We start from the raw sequence: 16,128 nt of genomic DNA on the forward strand, positions 1-16,128 counted from the left end.
CAGGCGGTTGGGCGCCCGCGCCACCAGGTGGTTGTGCCAGCGCGCCACCGGGCGGTTGGGCGCCGTATGTAGCGGCGGCGCCGTACGCACCTGCGGCGCCATACGTGCCAGGCGCCCCATAGGCACCGGGCGCGCCATATACACCCGCCGCGCCGTAATCGCCGGATGTTCCGTAGGTACCGGATGTGCCGGATGTACCGGACGCGCCGTAGGTACCCGACGCGCCGTAGGTGCCGGCGGCGCCGGAGGTCGGGTGGGCGGCAGCGCCCGGGCTCGGGTGACCGGTGGCCGGGTTCGCCTGGCCGGAAGCCCCACGCGGCCGTTGCTCGAACGCGTCGGCTTGGCCGGCGGAAGGTTGGGGTGCCGCTGCTTGGCCGGCGGCGGGCGGGAATGCTGCTGCCTGGTCGGCGGCAGGCGAAAAGGCCGCACTGGAGGCCCCGTAAGTAGTGGCATTCGGGCGCTGGCCGTACACGGTAGGCGACTGCCCCGGCGCCCCCGCCCGGTCCGACCCCGACCGACCCAGCGCCCCCGGCCGGCCTGCCCCCGGCTGGCCCGCTCCCGGCTGGCCCGCCCCTGGCTGGCCCGCCCCTGGCTGGCCCGCCCCTGGCCGGGCCGCCCCTGGCCGGTCCGGCCTCGGCTGGCCCGCCGAGCCCAATGCCCCCGCCTGTCCCAGTGCCCCCGCCTGTCCCAGTGCCCCTGGCTGGCCCGCCGAGCCCAGCGCTCCCGGCTGCCCCAGTGCCCCTGGCTGTCCCAGCGCCCCTGGCTGTCCCAGCGCCCCCGGTTGGCTCGCCGAGCCCGGCGGCCCTGGCGGGGACGACGTCGGGGCCGCGTGCCTGCCCGGAGGCAGCGGCGCAGCCGACCCCGGCTCCTCCTCCGACTCCTTGGCGGCATGATGCCGCCCGGGCGCGGCGGCGCCCCGAGGGGGCTGCGCTCCCGGATCGACGGTCATGCTCGCTCCTCACTCCGACGACGACGGCGACGACGATGACAAAGACAAAGACCGGCCAGCCCCACCCCAGCCTACGAACGACAGAGCCCCCGCACCCCGGACGCCCGAAATCCGACCTCGTGACGCGTCACACCCGCCGCGCCACCAGCACGAACCCCCCGACGATCGCCCCGATCAGCAGTACCGCCAGGCACCCGACGCCCCCGGCCACCACCGCCACCGGCACGCTCGACGTATTCTCCGCCACGGCCGACGCCGAGGACTGGGCCGAGGACTGGGCCGACGGCTGCGGAGACGGGGTCGGCGGCAACGTCGTCGTGAGCGCCGCCACCGGGTTCACCACGCCGTAGCCGTACGGTCCGTCCGGGCCGGGCTCTCCCCGGTCGTCCGCCGTCTGCCGGATCCGCCGGTAGAGCTGGACGATGTTCTCGTCCGGGAACTTCGCCATGATCAGCGCCATCACGCCGGCGGCGATGGCCGTGCAGTTGCTCGTCCCGGTGCTGGTGTAGTACCCGCCCTCGCGGGCCGCCGGAATGTCCGCGCCCGGCGCCGAAATCCCGTTCGCCAGCGCGATCTGCTGCAGGCTCGACACACCCTTGCCGTCCCGGCCGACCGCCGCTACCGGCATGGCTCCGTTGTAGTACTCGAGGGCGCTGGGCCCGGTGTTCCCGGTCGCCACCATCACCGGCACGCCTCGTTTCCAGGCCTGCTTGATCGAGTCCTCGATCAGGTCGCTCGTCGACGACTGCAGCGAGATCGAGATCAGGTCGGCGCCCTTGCTGAGCGCCCAGTCGATGCCGGTCGAGATCTCGCGTGGGCTGCCTTGCCCGACCGGCCGGGTGATCTTGATCGGCAGGATCTTCGCCTCGGGCGCGATACCGAGGATGCCGTCCTCACGATTCGGGCCGTGCCCGTGTCCGGCGATCAGCGCGGCCATCGACGTGCCGTGATAGTCGGTGTAATACTCGCCGCGCACCGCCGGTTTGCCGGTGAAGATGTCGACGCCCGGCAGCACGTTGCCGGTGATGTCGGCCTGCGTCGGGTCCACACCGGTATCGACGACGGCGACCGTGATGCCCTTGCCCTTCGTGAGCCGGTGCGCCTCCGGGATCCTCAGCGCGGCGAGTTGCCACTGCTTGCTCCGGACCGAGTCGGCCTGCGCCGCCGTCGGCGCGGTGCCGGCCACGGCGAGCGTGCTGACCGCGAGGACGAATCCCGCGGTCAGCACCCGCGCGGCCCGGTTCACGACCGGCCCAGCGCCGGCCCCGGATGCTGCGCGACCGGCGCGTCGGAACGTTCGATCACTGCGGGCGCGGACTCGACCGGCGCGAACATCTCCTCGGCCTCCGCCACCGTGTCGGGCCGGGCGCGGTGCGCGTCGACCGCAGGACGGGTGTCGACCTTGTGGGCGCCTTCGCGCCCGGCCCGACCGGTGAGCTCCGGACGGACGGTCCGTTTGCGGTCGCCGCTGAGCGGCTCGTTCGACGTCGGCCCGCCCGGCTGACGGCGGCCACCGAGCGACGGCTTGGCCGGTGGCCGGACGTGCGGCTCGTCCATCTCCGGGAGAGTGCTCGGCGTGCTCCGCCGGAACTCCGGCGGTTCGGTGACGCCCGGTGTCCGACGGGTGGGGGGCGCGCCGGTGCGGCCGGGCAGCCGCGGCTGCCCCGCACCAGGACGCCCGGGTGCCCCACGTCCAGGCGCGCCACGACCCGGGGCACCGTGACCCGGGGCTTCGGGCTGACCCAACCGGCCCTTGCGCCCGTCCAGACCCGGACGAGCACCGTTACCGGCCCCGGGACGCCCGGGGGCACCGCGTCCGGAGTTCGGCGTACCGGGCGCGCCCGTTCGCCCGGGCAGCGTCGGCTTGGCCGGACCGGCGCCGCGGCCGCCCTTGGCCTGCGGGCTACCGGGCAGGCGCGGGGTGTTGGGCGGGTTCGGGCCGCCACCGCCTCGTCCGGCGGTGCGGCCGGGAAGCGTCGGCTGGGTCGGACGGGCGGGGCCGCCTGCCTTGCCCGGCCCACCCTTGCCGGGCGCGCCCGGAGGGGTCAGCGTCGGACGGGTCGGCAACGTGCGCCCGGCGCTCGGCGGCGGAAGCGGCAACGGACCGGGCGCGACCGGGGGCGTGCCCGGCGGCAAGACCGGCGTCGGCGCGGGCAGCACGGCCGGCGGTGGCGCCGGCGGCGCACCGGCCAGCTGGATCGGCGGCTTTGCCGGCGGCGTCCCGGGCTTGGTGACGGGCGGGGGAGCCGGCGGCGCGGCGGCCGCGACCGGAGGCGGAGCAGCGGGAACGGCTCCGCCGGGGACCGGCGGAGGTGCGCCCGGACCGGCTCCGGGAGCCGAGGGCTTCGGGCCGAGGGACCCCGGGTCGACGGTCCGGAACGTGGTCGGGCCCTTGAACTTGCCGGGCAGGCTCACGCCGGTCGACGCGGCCCCGGTGAAGTGGTTGGCCAGGCCCTGGACGAGCGGTAACGCCTGCCTCGTGTACTTCTGATCGATCTCTTCCTGCGAGATCGAGTCGCGAGTTGCGGCGTAGGCCTTGTCGCCGAGGCTGCCCGGAATGATGTGGTGCTTACCCAGAAAGCCGATCCAGTCGTCTTTGTCGTTCGGCTGGATGAACGACTTCTTGTCGGCGTCGCGCTTGGCCTTCTCGGTCTTCGACTCGGCCAGCCAGTCTTTGTACAGCTTCTCGACCTTGGGCTTCGTCGTCCGGATGTCGGAGGCGAGCCGGTCGATCGTCGCCGCGTTCTTCGTCGCGGCCTCGATCCACTGGTCGAGCGAGTAGAGCGATCCGCCGACACGCTCGAGGAATGCGCTGGCGGCCTCACCGGTCCACTCCGGAGCGAGCTTGCCGCCGTGCCGGGACAGGCCGTTCTTGGCCGCGGTGAGCTGCGTCGACAGCGTCCGCCAGGACTGCGCGAGCTTGGCGATCTTCTCCGGGTCGAGCCCGGCGATCATCGGCCACAGCGCGCGGATGTGCGCGATGTTGTCGGTGTCGCCCCAGTCGGTGGCCCGCGGGGTGGGATACCGCCCCTCGGGTATGTACGTGTCGTTCTCGGCTACGCGGACGCTGCCCGGCTCCCACGTGTAGCCGTAGTAGTTGTCCCCCACGGGTACTCCTCCGCTACGGCCTGGTCAGATCTGCAATGCCGGGGTCTGGTAATCGTCCGAGTCGGCGTCCGGGATGCCGGGACCGCCACCGGGGTGGGCCGGGCGTTCGCCGGTGCCGGTCGGGACGGGCGCGTCGGGATCGCCGGGCTGGCCGCCGGGGCCCCGCTTCTCGTCGGTGGCGGCGGCCTGCGTCGTCTCGGGGTTGCCCGGCTGCTGGTCGCCGGGGCGCGGGATGAACGCGTCGACGACGTTGTCCATCGTGACGCCGCTCAGCGCGTCGCCGTCGCGGTACTGGAGCGCGATGCCCTGCGCGGCGTAGCCGAGCGAGGTCAGCCCGAGGATCGCCTCGCTGGCGAACCGGCCGGCCGCCTGCGAGTAGTTCGACATCAGGCTGCCGAAGTAGATGGCCTCACCGAGCGGAGGGACGGTGCCCGTCCAGCCGCCTTCGCCGCGGTCGCTGAAGGCGAGCGCCCCCTGCGACATCTCGACGGCGAAGTTGCCGCCCAGCCCATTGGCCAGATCCTTGGTGCCGATGTCTTTGACCTGCGCGCCGAACTCGTGAATGGCATTCAAGCTGGCGCGGATGTTGCCGTCGCGGTCAGCCATCGCGTTTCCCCGTTTCTGCGGTTGCTGAGCGTTTCGTGCGAAGGGTATCGAGGTGCGCTAGTACTACCGGGTGTCTTGAGATAACTGTGAACTATCGCAGAGCCTCGTCGAACGTGGAGTAACCACGGCTCGTCGCTTCCGAAGGTTCACTCCGACGGATCGAGCCAGCCGAGTTGGACGAGCCGGGCACCGTCCTTCCGGGTCACCATCCAGGCCCGACCGGGCGGCAGCGCCTGGGGCCGGATGTTGCCGAGCAGGACGCCTTCGTCGCGGTCGCCGGACATCACCAGACCCGGCGATCCCAGCTCGCGCAGCCGCATCACGAACGCTTCGTAGAGCGCCCGGCTGGCGCCACCACTGCGCCGGGCGATCACCAGGTGCAGGCCGATGTCGCGAGCCTGGGCCAGGACGTCGAGCAGCGGCGCGAGCGGGTTCGTCGACCCGGACGAGACCAGGTCGTAGTCGTCGACCAGCACGTAGAGGTCGGGCCCGCGCCACCAGCTGCGGTCGCGCAGCTGCTCCGGCGTGACGTCCGGCCCCGGGAGCCGGTTGTGCATGACGGTCGCGACCTCGTTGATGATCTCCTCGGTCACCGGCGCCGACGTGCCGTAGCCGATCAGGTGCTCGGCCGAGACCGCGCCGAGCAGGCTTCGCCGGTAGTCGACGACGATCAGGCGGGCCTGGTCGGTCGCGTGCGTGTCGGTGATGCGCCGGGCCAGCTGACGCAGGAACCCGGTCTTGCCCGACTCGGAGTCGCCGAACAGCAGGAAGTGCGGGTCGGTGGCGAAGTCGACGTACACCGGCTGTAGATCGTTCTCCGCGATACCGATCGGCACCCCGGGCACGCGGTCGTCCACGGCCGCGGTGATGTCGGCGTACGGCACGGTCGCGGGCAGCAGCCGGACCCTCGGCGCCAGCGGGCCGGCCCAGGCGTTGGCGACGTCTTGCACGAGCTTGGCGACGCCGTCGGCCAGGTCGGTCGTCTCGGCCCGGCTGTCGGCCCGGGGCAGTGCGGCGAGGAAGTGGAACTTGTCGACGGTGATGCCCCGGCCCGGCGTGTTCTCGGGCACGTTCAGCGCGGTGCGCCGGTCGAGATAGGAGTCGGACGGCTCGCCCAGCCGGAGCTCGAGGCGGGTGCCGAGAATGTCGCGCAGTGCCGGGCGCAGGTCGAGCCAGCGGGTCGCCGACACCACCACGTGGATGCCGTACGAGAGGCCCCGGTTGGCCAGGTCGGTGACGCCCGCTTCCAGCTCTTCGAACTCGTTGCGCAGCGTCAGCCAGTTGTCGACGACCAGGAAGACGTCGCCGAACGGGTCGTCGGCGAAGTCGCCCCGGGCCTTGCGCCTGCGGTAGGTGGCCATGCCGTCGATCGCGTGGCGCGCGAAGCGCCGCTCGCGCTCGAGCAGCAGCGTGCGCAGCTCGGCGACCGTGCGGCGGACCTCGCCCGCCTCGAGCCGGCTCGCCACCCCACCGACGTGCGGCAGATCGCGCAGGGCGGCCAGCGAACCGCCGCCGAAATCGAGGCAGTAGAACTGGGCCTCGACCGGCGTGTGGCTGAGCGCCAGCGACGTGATCACCGACCGCAGCACGGTGCTCTTGCCGCTCTGCGGGCCGCCGACCACGACCGCGTGGCCCAGGCCGCCGGCCAGGTCGAGCGTCAGCAGGTCGCGCCGCTGCTCGAGCGGGCGGTCGACCAGGCCGATCACCGCGCGCAGATTCGCGCGCCAGCCGGGATCGCCCACCGTGAGGCCGCGCCCCGGTTCGACCCCGAGCGGTGGTAACAGCTGGTCGAGCGTCGCCGGCTCCTTCAGGGGCGGTAGCCAGACCTGGTGCGCCGGTGTGCCGCGGCCCTGCAGCCGCTCGACCATGATGTCGAGCAGGCTCTCGCCGATGCCCTCGTCCGGATCCGGAGCGGCCTTCGCGGCCGGCTCGTCCTCGCGCCGGGGGGCCTGATACGCGGTGGAGAACGCCATCACCGGGGTGCGTTCCGCGCCCGCCCCGCCGCCGCGGTGGCCGCCTTCGCGGTAGACGCCGGAGACGTACGCGGCCCGGAACCGCGTCATCTCCTCCATGCCGAACTTCAGGTACCCGTGGCCGGGCGCGCGCGGTAGCTCGTAGGCGTCCGGAACGCCCAGAACGACGCGGCTCTCCATCGAGGAGAACGTCCGCAGGCCGATCCGGTAGGAGAGGTGCGTGTCCAGGCCGCGCAAGCGGCCCTCCTCCAGACGCTGCGACGCGAGCAGCAGGTGGACGCCCAGCGACCGGCCGACGCGGCCGATCTGGACGAACATGTCGATGAAGTCGGGCTTGGCCGAGAGCAGCTCGCTGAACTCGTCGCAGACGATCATCAGGCTGGGCATCGGGACCAGCGGAGCGCCGGCCGCGCGGGCCTTCTCGTAGTCGCGCAGCGACGCGTAGTTGCCCGCGCTGCGCAGCAACTCCTGGCGGCGCAGGATCTCGCCGTTGATCGCGTCGGTCATGCGGTCGACCAGCGGTAACTCGTCGGCGAGGTTCGTGATCACCGCGCTCGTGTGGGGCAAGCGGTCGAGCTTGGTGAACGTCGCGCCGCCCTTGAAGTCGACCAGCACGAAGTTCAGCAGCTCGGACGAGTGCGTCGCGGCCAGCGCGAGCACGAGCGTGCGAAGCAGCTCGCTCTTGCCGGAACCGGTGGCGCCGATGAGCAGGCCGTGCGGGCCCATGCCGTCCTGCGCGGACTCCTTCAGGTCGAGCTCGACCGGGCTGCCGTCGGCGCCGATGCCGATCGGCACCCGCAGCCGCTCGCGGTTGGGCCGGGGCCGCCAGGCCGTCGACGGGTCGAGCAGGCGCGGATCGCCCATCCCGAGCAGCTCGCCCAGCTCGAGCTCGTTGGTCATCGGCCGCTCGCCGCGGGCGCCGGCCGAAAGTCGCAGCGGGGCGAGCTGCCGGGCCAGCGCCTCGGCCTGGACGACGCCCATCCGGTCGGCCGCGCCGATCTCGGCCTCGCCGTCCATCGTGGCGCTGCGCAGCCGGCCCGCGCGGTCGACGTCGAGCACCAGCGTCGTCGGGTCGAGCAGGCGCGGGGGAGGGTTGCCGATGTCGATCAGCGTGACGCCCTCGATGCCGCCGTCGGTGACCAGGTGGTCGGAACCGGCCGGGTCGGCGCCGTCGAGGATCACGACCAGGTGCGGCGACACCTCCTGCCCGGCGCCGGTCGGGTTGAACCGCGGACGCCCGGACAGCACGTCGTCGAGCATCGCCTCGGCCGCGAGCACGGTGGGCGCGACCAACCGCACCGGGCCCAGCGCGTCGGTGCGCTCGGGATGCTGGGCGTGCGGCAGCCACTTGACCCAATCCCAGCCGGCCAGCCTTTCCGGGGCCGCGCAGACGACCACTCGTACGTCGTCCGGAGCATGGAAAGTACTGACCTGGGCCAGCAACGAGCGGGACACCCCGCGCACGCCCTCGGCGTCCCCACGCAGGTAGATGCGGGAGAAACCGTTCAAGGCCAGCGCGACCGGCATGTCGGACACCACCGCGTACGTGGTGACGAAACGGCGGAGAGCCTGGGCGCAGAGCGGTTCCAGGTCGTCCATCTGCTGGACCGGCGGCGTGATCATCGGGGTCGCGAGGTCCTGCGGACCGAGACCGATGCGGACGACGGCGAAGTCTTCGTCGGTGGGGCGGCGCTCCCAGAGCCGGTAGCTCTGGGCCGAGGTCCAGAGCGCGGCCGGCTCGGGATGGCGGTAGAACATCGCCTCGCGCTGGGCTTGGACCACATTGCGGGTCTTGCGCCGCAGCTGGGCGAGGTGGCGCATGTACTCGCGCCGCTGCGCCGCCATCTCCTGCTTGCTGGGCTGACCGGAGTACGAGCCCATCTGGCTGCCGAGCATGCCGACTGCCGACAGGCCGAAGAGGCCGCCGGTGATGTAGCGCAGCGTGCCGCCGCCGGTGCCCGCGAACATCAGCGCCATCGCCGCCGAGCCCGCGAGCATCGGCAGCATGGTCATCATCTGACCCCAGGCGCGGCCGGTGGCCGGCGGAATCGTCGGCGGGGACTCCAGCAGCAACTCGCCCTCCGGGAAATCCGGCGCAGGGCGACGCGGTGGCCGCTTGACGATGACCGTGCCCAACGATCCTCCCCGTGGATTTGGCTTGGCGCCCATCGTAAGGAAAGAGCGGCTACGGTCGTCTCCGTTAGCGAACAGCTGTGGATAAAGGAGGGGTCCGTGCCGACGACCAGCGCCGATGGGCTCGCGCGAGTGACGCTGGCAGCCCCGAGGCGCCGGGTGGACCTCGCGTTGCCCGAGGCGCCTCCGCTCGCCGAGTTGCTGCCGGTGCTGCTGCGGCACGCGGGGGAGGGGCTCGCCGACGACGGCCAGGCGCACGGTGGCTGGTCTCTGCGCCGGGCCGACGGTGAGCCGCTGGATCCCGAGAAACCCCTCGGACTGCAGGACGTCCGCGACGGCGAGGTCCTGCACCTCGTCCCCCGCCGGACCGAGTGGCCCGAGCTCGACTACGACGATCTGGCGGACGCGGTGGCCGCGGGCGCTCGTCGGCAGGGACGGGCGTGGTCACCGTCGTCGACGCGGGTCGCCGGGCTCGCGGTCTCGTGCCTGCTGCTCCTGCTGGGGCTGGCGACCGTGTTGTATTCGGGGCTGTCGCCGCTGGTCGTGGGCGTCGTGCTGCTGTCGATGGCGGTGTTGTTCGCGGTGGTCGGGGGCGTGCTGTCGCGGGCGTTGTCGGATTCGGTGGCCGGTGCGGTGGTGGCCGGAGTCGGGCTGCCGTACGCGTTCGTGGGTGGGGCGGTCGTGCTGGCTTCCTCGACGCGGGTGCTGACGTTCGGGGCCGGGCACGTGCTGGTGGGGTCGGTCAGCATGGTGTTCGTCGCGGTCGTCGGGTATCTGGCGGTGAGCGACGCCGGGTTCGTGTTCGTCGGCGGGATCGTCGCCGGTCTGCTGGGGCTGCTCGGCGGGGTGCTGCCGTACGCGGGGGCGTCGTCGGTGGGGGCGGCGGCGGTTGTCGTCGGGTTGGCGCTGCTGATCGTGCCGACGCTGCCGTTGATCGCGATGCGGCTCGGGCGGGTGCCGCTGCCGACGTTGCCGCGGTCGACCGACGAGCTGATGACCGAGACCGTGCTGCCGGCCCGGCGGGTGGTGTATGCCGCGGTGGCGCGGTCGGACGACGTGCTGACCGGGGCGTTGCTCGGGGTGTCGGTGGGGTTGGGGTTGGGTTCGCTGGTGTTGCTGCGGGCCTCGGACGTGACGGCGACGGTGCTGGTCGTCGTGGTGGCGGCCGCGGTGCTGCTGCGGGCCCGGTTGCTGGCGACGATCCGGCAGCGGGTGCCGTTGTTGGTTGCGGGGTTGGTGGGGTTGACTGCGGTGGCGTTCGCGCCGGCGTTCGGTGGGGCGGCGATGCGGTTGACCGTGGTGACGCCGGTGTTGGTGGTGGTGGCGGCTTTGGTTCTGGCTGGGGGTCTCGCGTACAGCCGGCGGCCGCCTTCGCCGTATTTGGGGCGGATCTCGGATCTGCTGGATGTGCTGCTGGTCTTGGCGGTCGTGCCGCTGGTGTGCGGGGTGCTGGGCCTCTACGGCTACGTCCGGGGCCTGGGCGGCTAGATTCCGGGTCGCCGCGTTGTGGCCGGATCGATCGGCCGGCCGGCGTAGTCGGCGAACTGGACTTCGGTGCCTGCACGCACCGAGGGCAGAGGTTCCTCACCTCGGATGAGGCGGACGATGGCCCAATCGAAGTCTTCGGCGAGGTAGTAGCTGCCGTTGTAGTCGCCGATGAAGACACGCCCGTCGTGGCCGACGACGACGTCGCCGGGATCCGGCGGGTCGAGCTCGGCTACCGGCGTGACGGGTTGGTCCTGCCAGATCGAGATCCCGGCGAAGCGGTCCATCTCGGGATCCGTATCGATCGGATGCACTCGCCAGGTGTTGCCGGGAACGCCGATCGTCAGCCCGCCGAACTCGGCGAGGATCGGCCGGGCCGCGTCCGAGACCCGGAGTACGGGCGGATCGTCCTGGGTGAGCTCCTGGATCCGCCGATCAAACCGGTCGATGTCGGCGTCGGGGATTTGGCGGCCCGGATACCAGCCGGCCATCCGTAAATTCGCCTCGACCTGATGCGGGAAGCGGGCGGGCATCGTGTCAGGGGCCGGGGCGCCGGGTCGTGCTCGGATCGATGGGCCGCCCCGCGTAGTCGGTGTAGTAAATCTGACCGTCTTCCTTGATCGACGGCAGATCAGATCGCTCGCCGCGACCGAGCCGAACCAGCGCCCAGTCGGCATCCTCGGCGAGCAGGAAGAGGTTACTGAAATCTGCGAGCCAGACCCTTCCGTCTTCGGACATCACGAGCTCGCTGGCGTAGTGCGCGTCGATCCATCCGATGGGCGTAACGGGCTGGTCGAGTAGTTCTTCCAGGTAGGAGAACAGATCGACGACGGGAGCGTGCTCCTGTGGCTGCAAAGACCAGCTGTCCTTCGGTGTGCGCGCCACCGTCAAGCCACCGAACTCGGTCAGAAATCCGCGGGCGGCCGGCACGACTCCCATCGCCGTCGGCTCATCGGCCGTGAGCTCCCGCAGATGGTCCGCGTAACGGTCGAGATCCGCCTGCGCGACAGCGCGGCCCGGATACCAGCCGGCTTTTCGTAGGTGGGCTTCTACGTCCTCGGGGAAGCGGCCCGTCGGGGTCGGGGTGCTGCGGGCGATTATTTCGTCTATCGGTAGTGGGGGCCACGCCGTCACCTCGCCCGAGTCTCGGGCCACCACGACCCGCGCGTCGCCCACTCGATCGGGCGGCACGGTCCGGTCCACTGCCGGCGGCGCGGCCACCCACGCCACCCACCCCGCCTCGAACTCCCGCATCTCGACGCGCCCGACCGGCGCCCCCAGCCACCGGGCCGCCCGCTCCGCTGCTTCCTCGCGGCTGACTATGACGATCTCCTCACCGTCGCAGAACCCACCCGAGAGACACCCGAGACCCACCCGAGTATCCCGAACCCCAGCCACCCCCGAGCCGTGCAGACCCCGGATCTCTATGGTGAGAACTCCGGGCCAGACCGGCAGGGAAGGGCGATGGCTTCCAGGAAAGACCAGCTCCAGTCGTACCAGTTCCTGGTGCAACGGTTCGTGTCCGCGCTGATCATGCGCGAGACCGACCCGGCCCAGGTGCCCTTCCGGCGACTCGCCGGGGCGGCGTTCGCCAGCATCATGGTCGCCGTGCTCGCGCTCGCCGGCGTCGGCATCTACGGCCTCTTCCGCCCGGGCGGCGACACCTCCTGGCAGAACGGCCAGGCGATCGTCGTCGAGAAAGAGACCGGCACCAAGTTCGTCGTCATCGAGGGCACTCTCCATCCGGTGGCGAACTACGTGTCGGCCGTCCTCATCCAAGGCAGTACGCAGACGAACTCGGTCTCCCGGAAGTCGCTGGTCGGCTATCCGCGCGGAGCGCGGCTCGGGATCGCCGACGCGCCGGACTCGCTCCCCGACGTGGATCAGCTGCTCGGCAGTCCGTGGTCGCTCTGCATGCAGCAACAGAAGGACGCGGCCGGCGCGGACGTCCCGGCCGGTGTCCTCGGGGTGGGCGTCGCCCCGATCGGCGGGCACCCGCTGGCGCGCAAGGGCGTGGTCGCGCAGGAGCGCGGGTCCGGTGACTTCTGGCTGATCACGAACGACCACCGCTACCCGATCACCGACTCCAAGGCCGTGCTGAAGGGCCTCGGCTTCGCGCAACAGGCCCCATTACCCGTGACCCGCGCCTGGCTCGGCGCGATCCCCGCGGGCGGCGGCCTCGCTCCGCTCGACCTCGCCGACATCGGCAACTCCTCCAACGCGCGCCCGGACGCCCGGATCGGCCAGATCTTCAGCGCCAAGCCCGGCAACAACGCGGCCCCGGCGTTCTACGTCGCCACCGCCACCGAGCTCCAGTCGATCACCCCGCTCCAGAAAGACATCCAGATCGCCGACGACGCGACCAACGCGGCCTACCCCGACGGCAACCCGACCCCGATCGAGATCCCGGTCAGCGACGCCCCCGATCCCAAGCCGGCCGACACGAGCGACGACGCCCCGCCGGTCGCCGCGCCCGACGCCGACACCCAGGTCAGCCCGAAGTCTGCGACCTGTGCCACGTTCAGCACCGCGGACGGGACGCCGACGATCGTCGTCGACAGCGAGCCGCTGAAGTCGTCGGCGACCGCGGCCCTGCCCGCCTCGACCGACGGCGAGGCGCTCGCTGACCGGATCGACGTCGAGCCCGGCCGGGCCGCGCTGGTGCGCGCGCTGTCGTCGCCGACCGCTGGCGACGGCACGTCCTACCTGGTCACCGACGACGGACGGGCGCATCCGCTGGCCAGCGCGGACGTTGCGGCGACGCTCGGATACGGCACGGTCCGGCCGGTCGACCTCCCCTCCTCACTCGTCGCGAGGCTGCCCGTCGGCAGCGCGCTCGATCCGAAAGCTGCCACAAAACCGGTTCCGTCGAACTGATTTCCACAGGCAGCCGTGTAGTTACGGCGACCGGTGAATTACCGCCGTTCTCTCGGTCCCGCTGGCGACCGGGGGTTACGGTCGCTGCGAAAGCGACGCCAAGAGAGTCCCGAGACCCACGGGACAACGGACATCCGACGGGGTGAGGCTTCCGATGAGCAACATGCGCGCTAATACCGCGACGATGGTGAAGACCGAAAAGGACGTCGATGGCGTCGCTGACCGGCTCACCTCCATGCTGACCGGCCTGATGAACGAGCTGACGCCGCTGCAGTCGGCGTGGGTCGGTCAGGGCGGTACGTCGTTCCAGCAGGTCCGTGAGCGGTTCGACCAAGACATGGCCAAGCTGAACCACTCGCTGCGGTCCCTGGCCGAGGCGGTCGGCACGTCCGGCCGCACGTACGAGGTCAGCGACGAAGAGATGAAGTCCGAGATGCAGGCAGCCGGTGCATCCGCCGGTTCGATCACCGCTGCGCTGCAGCTCTAGAACGGGGGAAATCCAATGCCGACTTCTGACGAGATCGCCGTCAACTTCGCGTCGCTCACCAAAGCGGCCGAAGACATCCAGAGCGCGATCGGCAAGATGACGTCCGAGCTCGACGGGCTCGAGAAGGGCGTCCAGCCGCTGCTCGCGACCTGGGACGGCGAGGCCAAGGCCGCGTACCTGGCCCGCAAGCGGGAGTGGGACAACGCGTCCGCCGACCTCACCCAGCTGCTGACCGGCATCAAGGGCGCGGTCCTCAAGTCCGCCGAGATCATGCACGCCCGCGAGAAGCAGAACGCGAACATGTTCGGCGGCGGCGCCTAGGTTCCGCTTCCGGGGCGCTTCCGCGCCCCGGTTGCTCAGCGCTTGACCGGACCGAAGAGGTCCTCCGGGTTGCCCACCGGTTCCGCCGTTTCTTTGGTGGACGCCACGGGAGCCGGCCGTTCGGCGCGCCAGCCGTGCCGACGGCCCCGGGGAACGATCACGGCAGCGACGCCGAGTCCGATCAGGACCGCGAGACCGGCCAGCGCGATCCACAGCGCGACGATCGGCGTCGCCGGCCGGTCGTCGTCGAGGCCGGTGGGCTGGGGCGGTGGAGAGAGCGGTGTGCCGAGCGCACCGGTCCTACCGTCCGCCAGCCGTTCGGTGACCGCCCGGTACGGGTCGACGACGCCCGCACCGAAGCCGGCGTCCGGGGCACCCGCTCCGGGGTCGGCGGTCGTGATCACCTGGCGGGCCACGTCGGCCGCCGACAGAGTGGGCGACGCCGCCCAGACCAGCGCCGCCGTCGCCGCCACCAGCGGCGTCGCGAAGCTGGTGCCGCTGACGATCGCGTGGCCGCTCACCCGGGTGGCCGCGAGCACCTGATCGCCCGGCGCGACCAGGTCGACGTACGGCCCGATCTGCGACGCGGCGAGGAGTTGACCGTTCGGCCCGATCGCGCCGACCCCGATCACCCCGTCGTACGCGGCCGGGTAGGGAGTCTGGTCCGGCTGGCCGTCCTTGTGTCCGTTCCCGGCCGCCGCCACGACGAGCACGTTCGCGGCCACCGCCCGTTTGATCGCCGCCCGCACCTCCGGGTCGTCCCGGTAGAGCACGAGGGAGAGGTTGATGATCTTCACGTCGGCCTGCACCGCGTCGTCGATCGCTTCGGCCAGCCCGGTCTCGGACACGGTGTTGCCGCTGCCCGGTTCGGCGCCCGGCTCCTGGTCGGTGATGCGGATCGGCATGATCTTGGCGTCCGGGGCCAGGCCGCGGAACCCGACGCCGTCGACCGGACGGGCGGCGATCAGGCTGGCGACGGCGGTGCCGTGCGAGACGCAGTCCAGGGTCCCGTCCGCACCCGGATCGAGCAGGTCGCGGCCGGGCACCATCGCGTTGCGGAGCTGCGGATGATCGTCGTCGGAACCGGAGTCGATGACCGCGACCGTCACCCCGCCGCCGCGGCTGAACCGCCAGACGCGGTCGGGCCCGAACAGCTTCTGCTGCCAGGGAACCTGGCTGACGACCGGGCCGGGGCGCACCGGGTTGGAGCAGCCGGGCGCGGCCGCGGCCGGGGCGCCGACCGCGGTGGACGCCAGCACCGCGCCGAGCACCAGTACCGATGCCGTCGGCCGTCGCATGTCCGTCACCCCGTCCGTCGCTCGTTTCGGAGCGGATCGTATCCGCGGGGCGTCACCCGTTTAGTAATGTCGGCCGGACGCGAGAAAGTCTCGAGGGGCCGAGCACGGAGGGGAAGGCTGCACGTCGTGGACCCACGAGGCTTACAAGCGCGAGCCGACGAGCTGATGGGCGAGTTCCAGCGCCTGCGGAACGGCGTCGGCGAGTTGCAGCGGCAACTCCAGGCGATCAAGGTCGTCGTCCATTCGCCGGACCGGTTGGTCACCGCGACGCTCGGCCCGCGCGGACAACTCGTCCAACTGGATCTGGACCCGCGGATCTACCGCGACACCAACTCCCGCAAGCTGGCCGCGACGATCACCGAGACGATCCAGGAAGGTGCTCGGCAGGTCGCGGAGCGAACTGCCGAGCTCTGCCGTCCGTACCTGCCGGAGCAGGACGTCCGGGCGCAGCTCAACGGCGACCTGGATTCGTTCTTCACCCGGCTCGACAACGACGTGATGGGTGGTGACGCGTTCCGATGACCGACGGAAACACGTTCCTGCGGCCGAAGGAAGCGGCCGACGCCGCACGCCGGCTCACGGCCATCGCCGACGACCTCGAGCGGAAGATCAGCGGCTCGGTCGGGCGGATTCGCGCGATTCACGGCAAGGGCAACGCGGTCTGGGGCGGCGACGAGCCGGGCCAGAAGTTCGTGGAGAACTACGACAAGGGCGGCAACGGCGCGGCCAGCAAGACGCTGGAGGCCGCGACCCGGTACACGGACGTGTTCGGCGATGTCGGTCCGCTGGTCAGCAAGGCGGTGCAGGGAACGGTCGACATCGACCAGGCGCTCGGCGACGAGATCAAGAAGCTGACGGCGCAGCCGGTGGCTCCTCCGCCCGAGATCTGAC

General features: G+C 71.7%; 13 protein-coding genes. 6 read left to right on the forward strand and 7 right to left on the reverse strand.

What is annotated here, in order from left to right; genetic code table 11:
• Positions 1 to 1,076: 1,076 nt before the first annotated feature.
• The 4 genes from FL583_RS17440 to eccCa all read right to left on the reverse strand — a co-directional run bounded on the left by FL583_RS17440 (position 1,077) and on the right by eccCa (position 8,772).
• Positions 1,077 to 2,195: a S8 family serine peptidase gene (locus tag FL583_RS17440; RefSeq protein ID WP_142705720.1), complete on the reverse strand. Its 1,119-nt coding sequence runs from the start codon at positions 2,193 to 2,195 to the stop codon at positions 1,077 to 1,079.
• Positions 2,192 to 4,057 carry a WXG100 family type VII secretion target gene (locus tag FL583_RS17445; protein WP_142705721.1) on the reverse strand — a complete coding sequence of 622 codons (1,866 nt, stop codon included), beginning with the start codon at positions 4,055 to 4,057 and terminating at the stop codon, positions 2,192 to 2,194. The genes FL583_RS17440 and FL583_RS17445 overlap by 4 nt, the downstream gene beginning before the upstream one ends.
• A gap of 24 nt (positions 4,058 to 4,081) precedes the next feature.
• Positions 4,082 to 4,663: a hypothetical protein gene (locus FL583_RS17450; RefSeq protein ID WP_142705722.1), complete on the reverse strand. Its 582-nt coding sequence runs from the start codon at positions 4,661 to 4,663 to the stop codon at positions 4,082 to 4,084.
• A gap of 146 nt (positions 4,664 to 4,809) precedes the next feature.
• Positions 4,810 to 8,772 (reverse strand): type VII secretion protein EccCa, encoded by a 3,963-nt coding sequence (eccCa, locus tag FL583_RS17455; protein ID WP_142705723.1) that lies wholly within the window; start codon positions 8,770 to 8,772, stop codon positions 4,810 to 4,812.
• A gap of 96 nt (positions 8,773 to 8,868) precedes the next feature.
• Here eccCa and eccD point away from each other — a divergent pair, with 96 nt between their 5' ends.
• A complete protein-coding gene (gene eccD, locus FL583_RS17460) occupies positions 8,869 to 10,257 on the forward strand; it encodes a type VII secretion integral membrane protein EccD (RefSeq protein WP_142705724.1) in 1,389 nt (462 codons plus the stop codon).
• Here the strand turns inward: eccD and FL583_RS17465 are convergent.
• Positions 10,254 to 10,787, reverse strand: coding sequence for an SUKH-3 domain-containing protein (locus FL583_RS17465; RefSeq protein WP_170323700.1), 534 nt, complete (start codon positions 10,785 to 10,787; stop codon positions 10,254 to 10,256). The genes eccD and FL583_RS17465 overlap by 4 nt on opposite strands.
• Before the next feature lie 4 nt (positions 10,788 to 10,791).
• Positions 10,792 to 11,475, reverse strand: coding sequence for an SUKH-3 domain-containing protein (locus FL583_RS17470; RefSeq protein ID WP_205752219.1), 684 nt, complete (start codon positions 11,473 to 11,475; stop codon positions 10,792 to 10,794).
• A 243-nt stretch (positions 11,476 to 11,718) separates the two neighbouring features.
• Between FL583_RS17470 and eccB the strand changes: the two genes are divergently transcribed.
• The 3 genes from eccB (at position 11,719) to FL583_RS17485 (ending at position 13,939) form a co-directional block, all read left to right on the forward strand.
• Complete coding sequence (gene eccB / locus FL583_RS17475) at positions 11,719 to 13,131, forward strand: type VII secretion protein EccB (protein ID WP_142705727.1); 1,413 nt, start codon at positions 11,719 to 11,721, stop codon at positions 13,129 to 13,131.
• 163 nt (positions 13,132 to 13,294) lie between these two features.
• Positions 13,295 to 13,618, forward strand: coding sequence for a WXG100 family type VII secretion target (locus tag FL583_RS17480; RefSeq protein ID WP_142705728.1), 324 nt, complete (start codon positions 13,295 to 13,297; stop codon positions 13,616 to 13,618).
• Between the two features lie 15 nt (positions 13,619 to 13,633).
• Positions 13,634 to 13,939 (forward strand): WXG100 family type VII secretion target, encoded by a 306-nt coding sequence (locus tag FL583_RS17485; RefSeq protein WP_142705729.1) that lies wholly within the window; start codon positions 13,634 to 13,636, stop codon positions 13,937 to 13,939.
• Between the two features lie 35 nt (positions 13,940 to 13,974).
• On the opposite strand, the gene mycP is transcribed toward FL583_RS17485, so the two are convergent.
• Positions 13,975 to 15,237, reverse strand: coding sequence for a type VII secretion-associated serine protease mycosin (mycP, locus tag FL583_RS17490; RefSeq protein ID WP_142705730.1), 1,263 nt, complete (start codon positions 15,235 to 15,237; stop codon positions 13,975 to 13,977).
• A 126-nt stretch (positions 15,238 to 15,363) separates the two neighbouring features.
• Between mycP and FL583_RS17495 the strand changes: the two genes are divergently transcribed.
• Both FL583_RS17495 and FL583_RS17500 read left to right on the forward strand, forming a co-directional pair.
• Complete coding sequence (locus FL583_RS17495) at positions 15,364 to 15,759, forward strand: YbaB/EbfC family nucleoid-associated protein (protein WP_170323701.1); 396 nt, start codon at positions 15,364 to 15,366, stop codon at positions 15,757 to 15,759.
• Positions 15,756 to 16,127 carry a hypothetical protein gene (locus FL583_RS17500; protein WP_142705732.1) on the forward strand — a complete coding sequence of 124 codons (372 nt, stop codon included), beginning with the start codon at positions 15,756 to 15,758 and terminating at the stop codon, positions 16,125 to 16,127. Before FL583_RS17495 ends, FL583_RS17500 begins: the two co-directional genes overlap by 4 nt.
• Position 16,128: the final 1 nt, after the last annotated feature.

It is taken from the genome of Cryptosporangium phraense, assembly GCF_006912135.1.
Taxonomy (GTDB): Bacteria; Actinomycetota; Actinomycetes; order Mycobacteriales; family Cryptosporangiaceae; genus Cryptosporangium; species Cryptosporangium phraense.

What these genes read in the sequence shown, in the direction of transcription:
- FL583_RS17480 (WP_142705728.1), top strand. Translation starts at nt 13,295, where the DNA reads ATGCGCGCTAATACCGCGACGATGGTGAAGACCGAAAAGGACGTCGAT.
- FL583_RS17485 (WP_142705729.1), top strand. Translation starts at nt 13,634, where the DNA reads ATGCCGACTTCTGACGAGATCGCCGTCAACTTCGCGTCGCTCACCAAA.
- FL583_RS17450 (WP_142705722.1), bottom strand. Translation starts at nt 4,663, where the DNA reads ATGGCTGACCGCGACGGCAACATCCGCGCCAGCTTGAATGCCATTCAC.
- FL583_RS17465 (WP_170323700.1), bottom strand. Translation starts at nt 10,787, where the DNA reads ATGCCCGCCCGCTTCCCGCATCAGGTCGAGGCGAATTTACGGATGGCC.
- mycP (WP_142705730.1), bottom strand. Translation starts at nt 15,237, where the DNA reads ATGCGACGGCCGACGGCATCGGTACTGGTGCTCGGCGCGGTGCTGGCG.
- eccB (WP_142705727.1), top strand. Translation starts at nt 11,719, where the DNA reads ATGGCTTCCAGGAAAGACCAGCTCCAGTCGTACCAGTTCCTGGTGCAA.
- FL583_RS17500 (WP_142705732.1), top strand. Translation starts at nt 15,756, where the DNA reads ATGACCGACGGAAACACGTTCCTGCGGCCGAAGGAAGCGGCCGACGCC.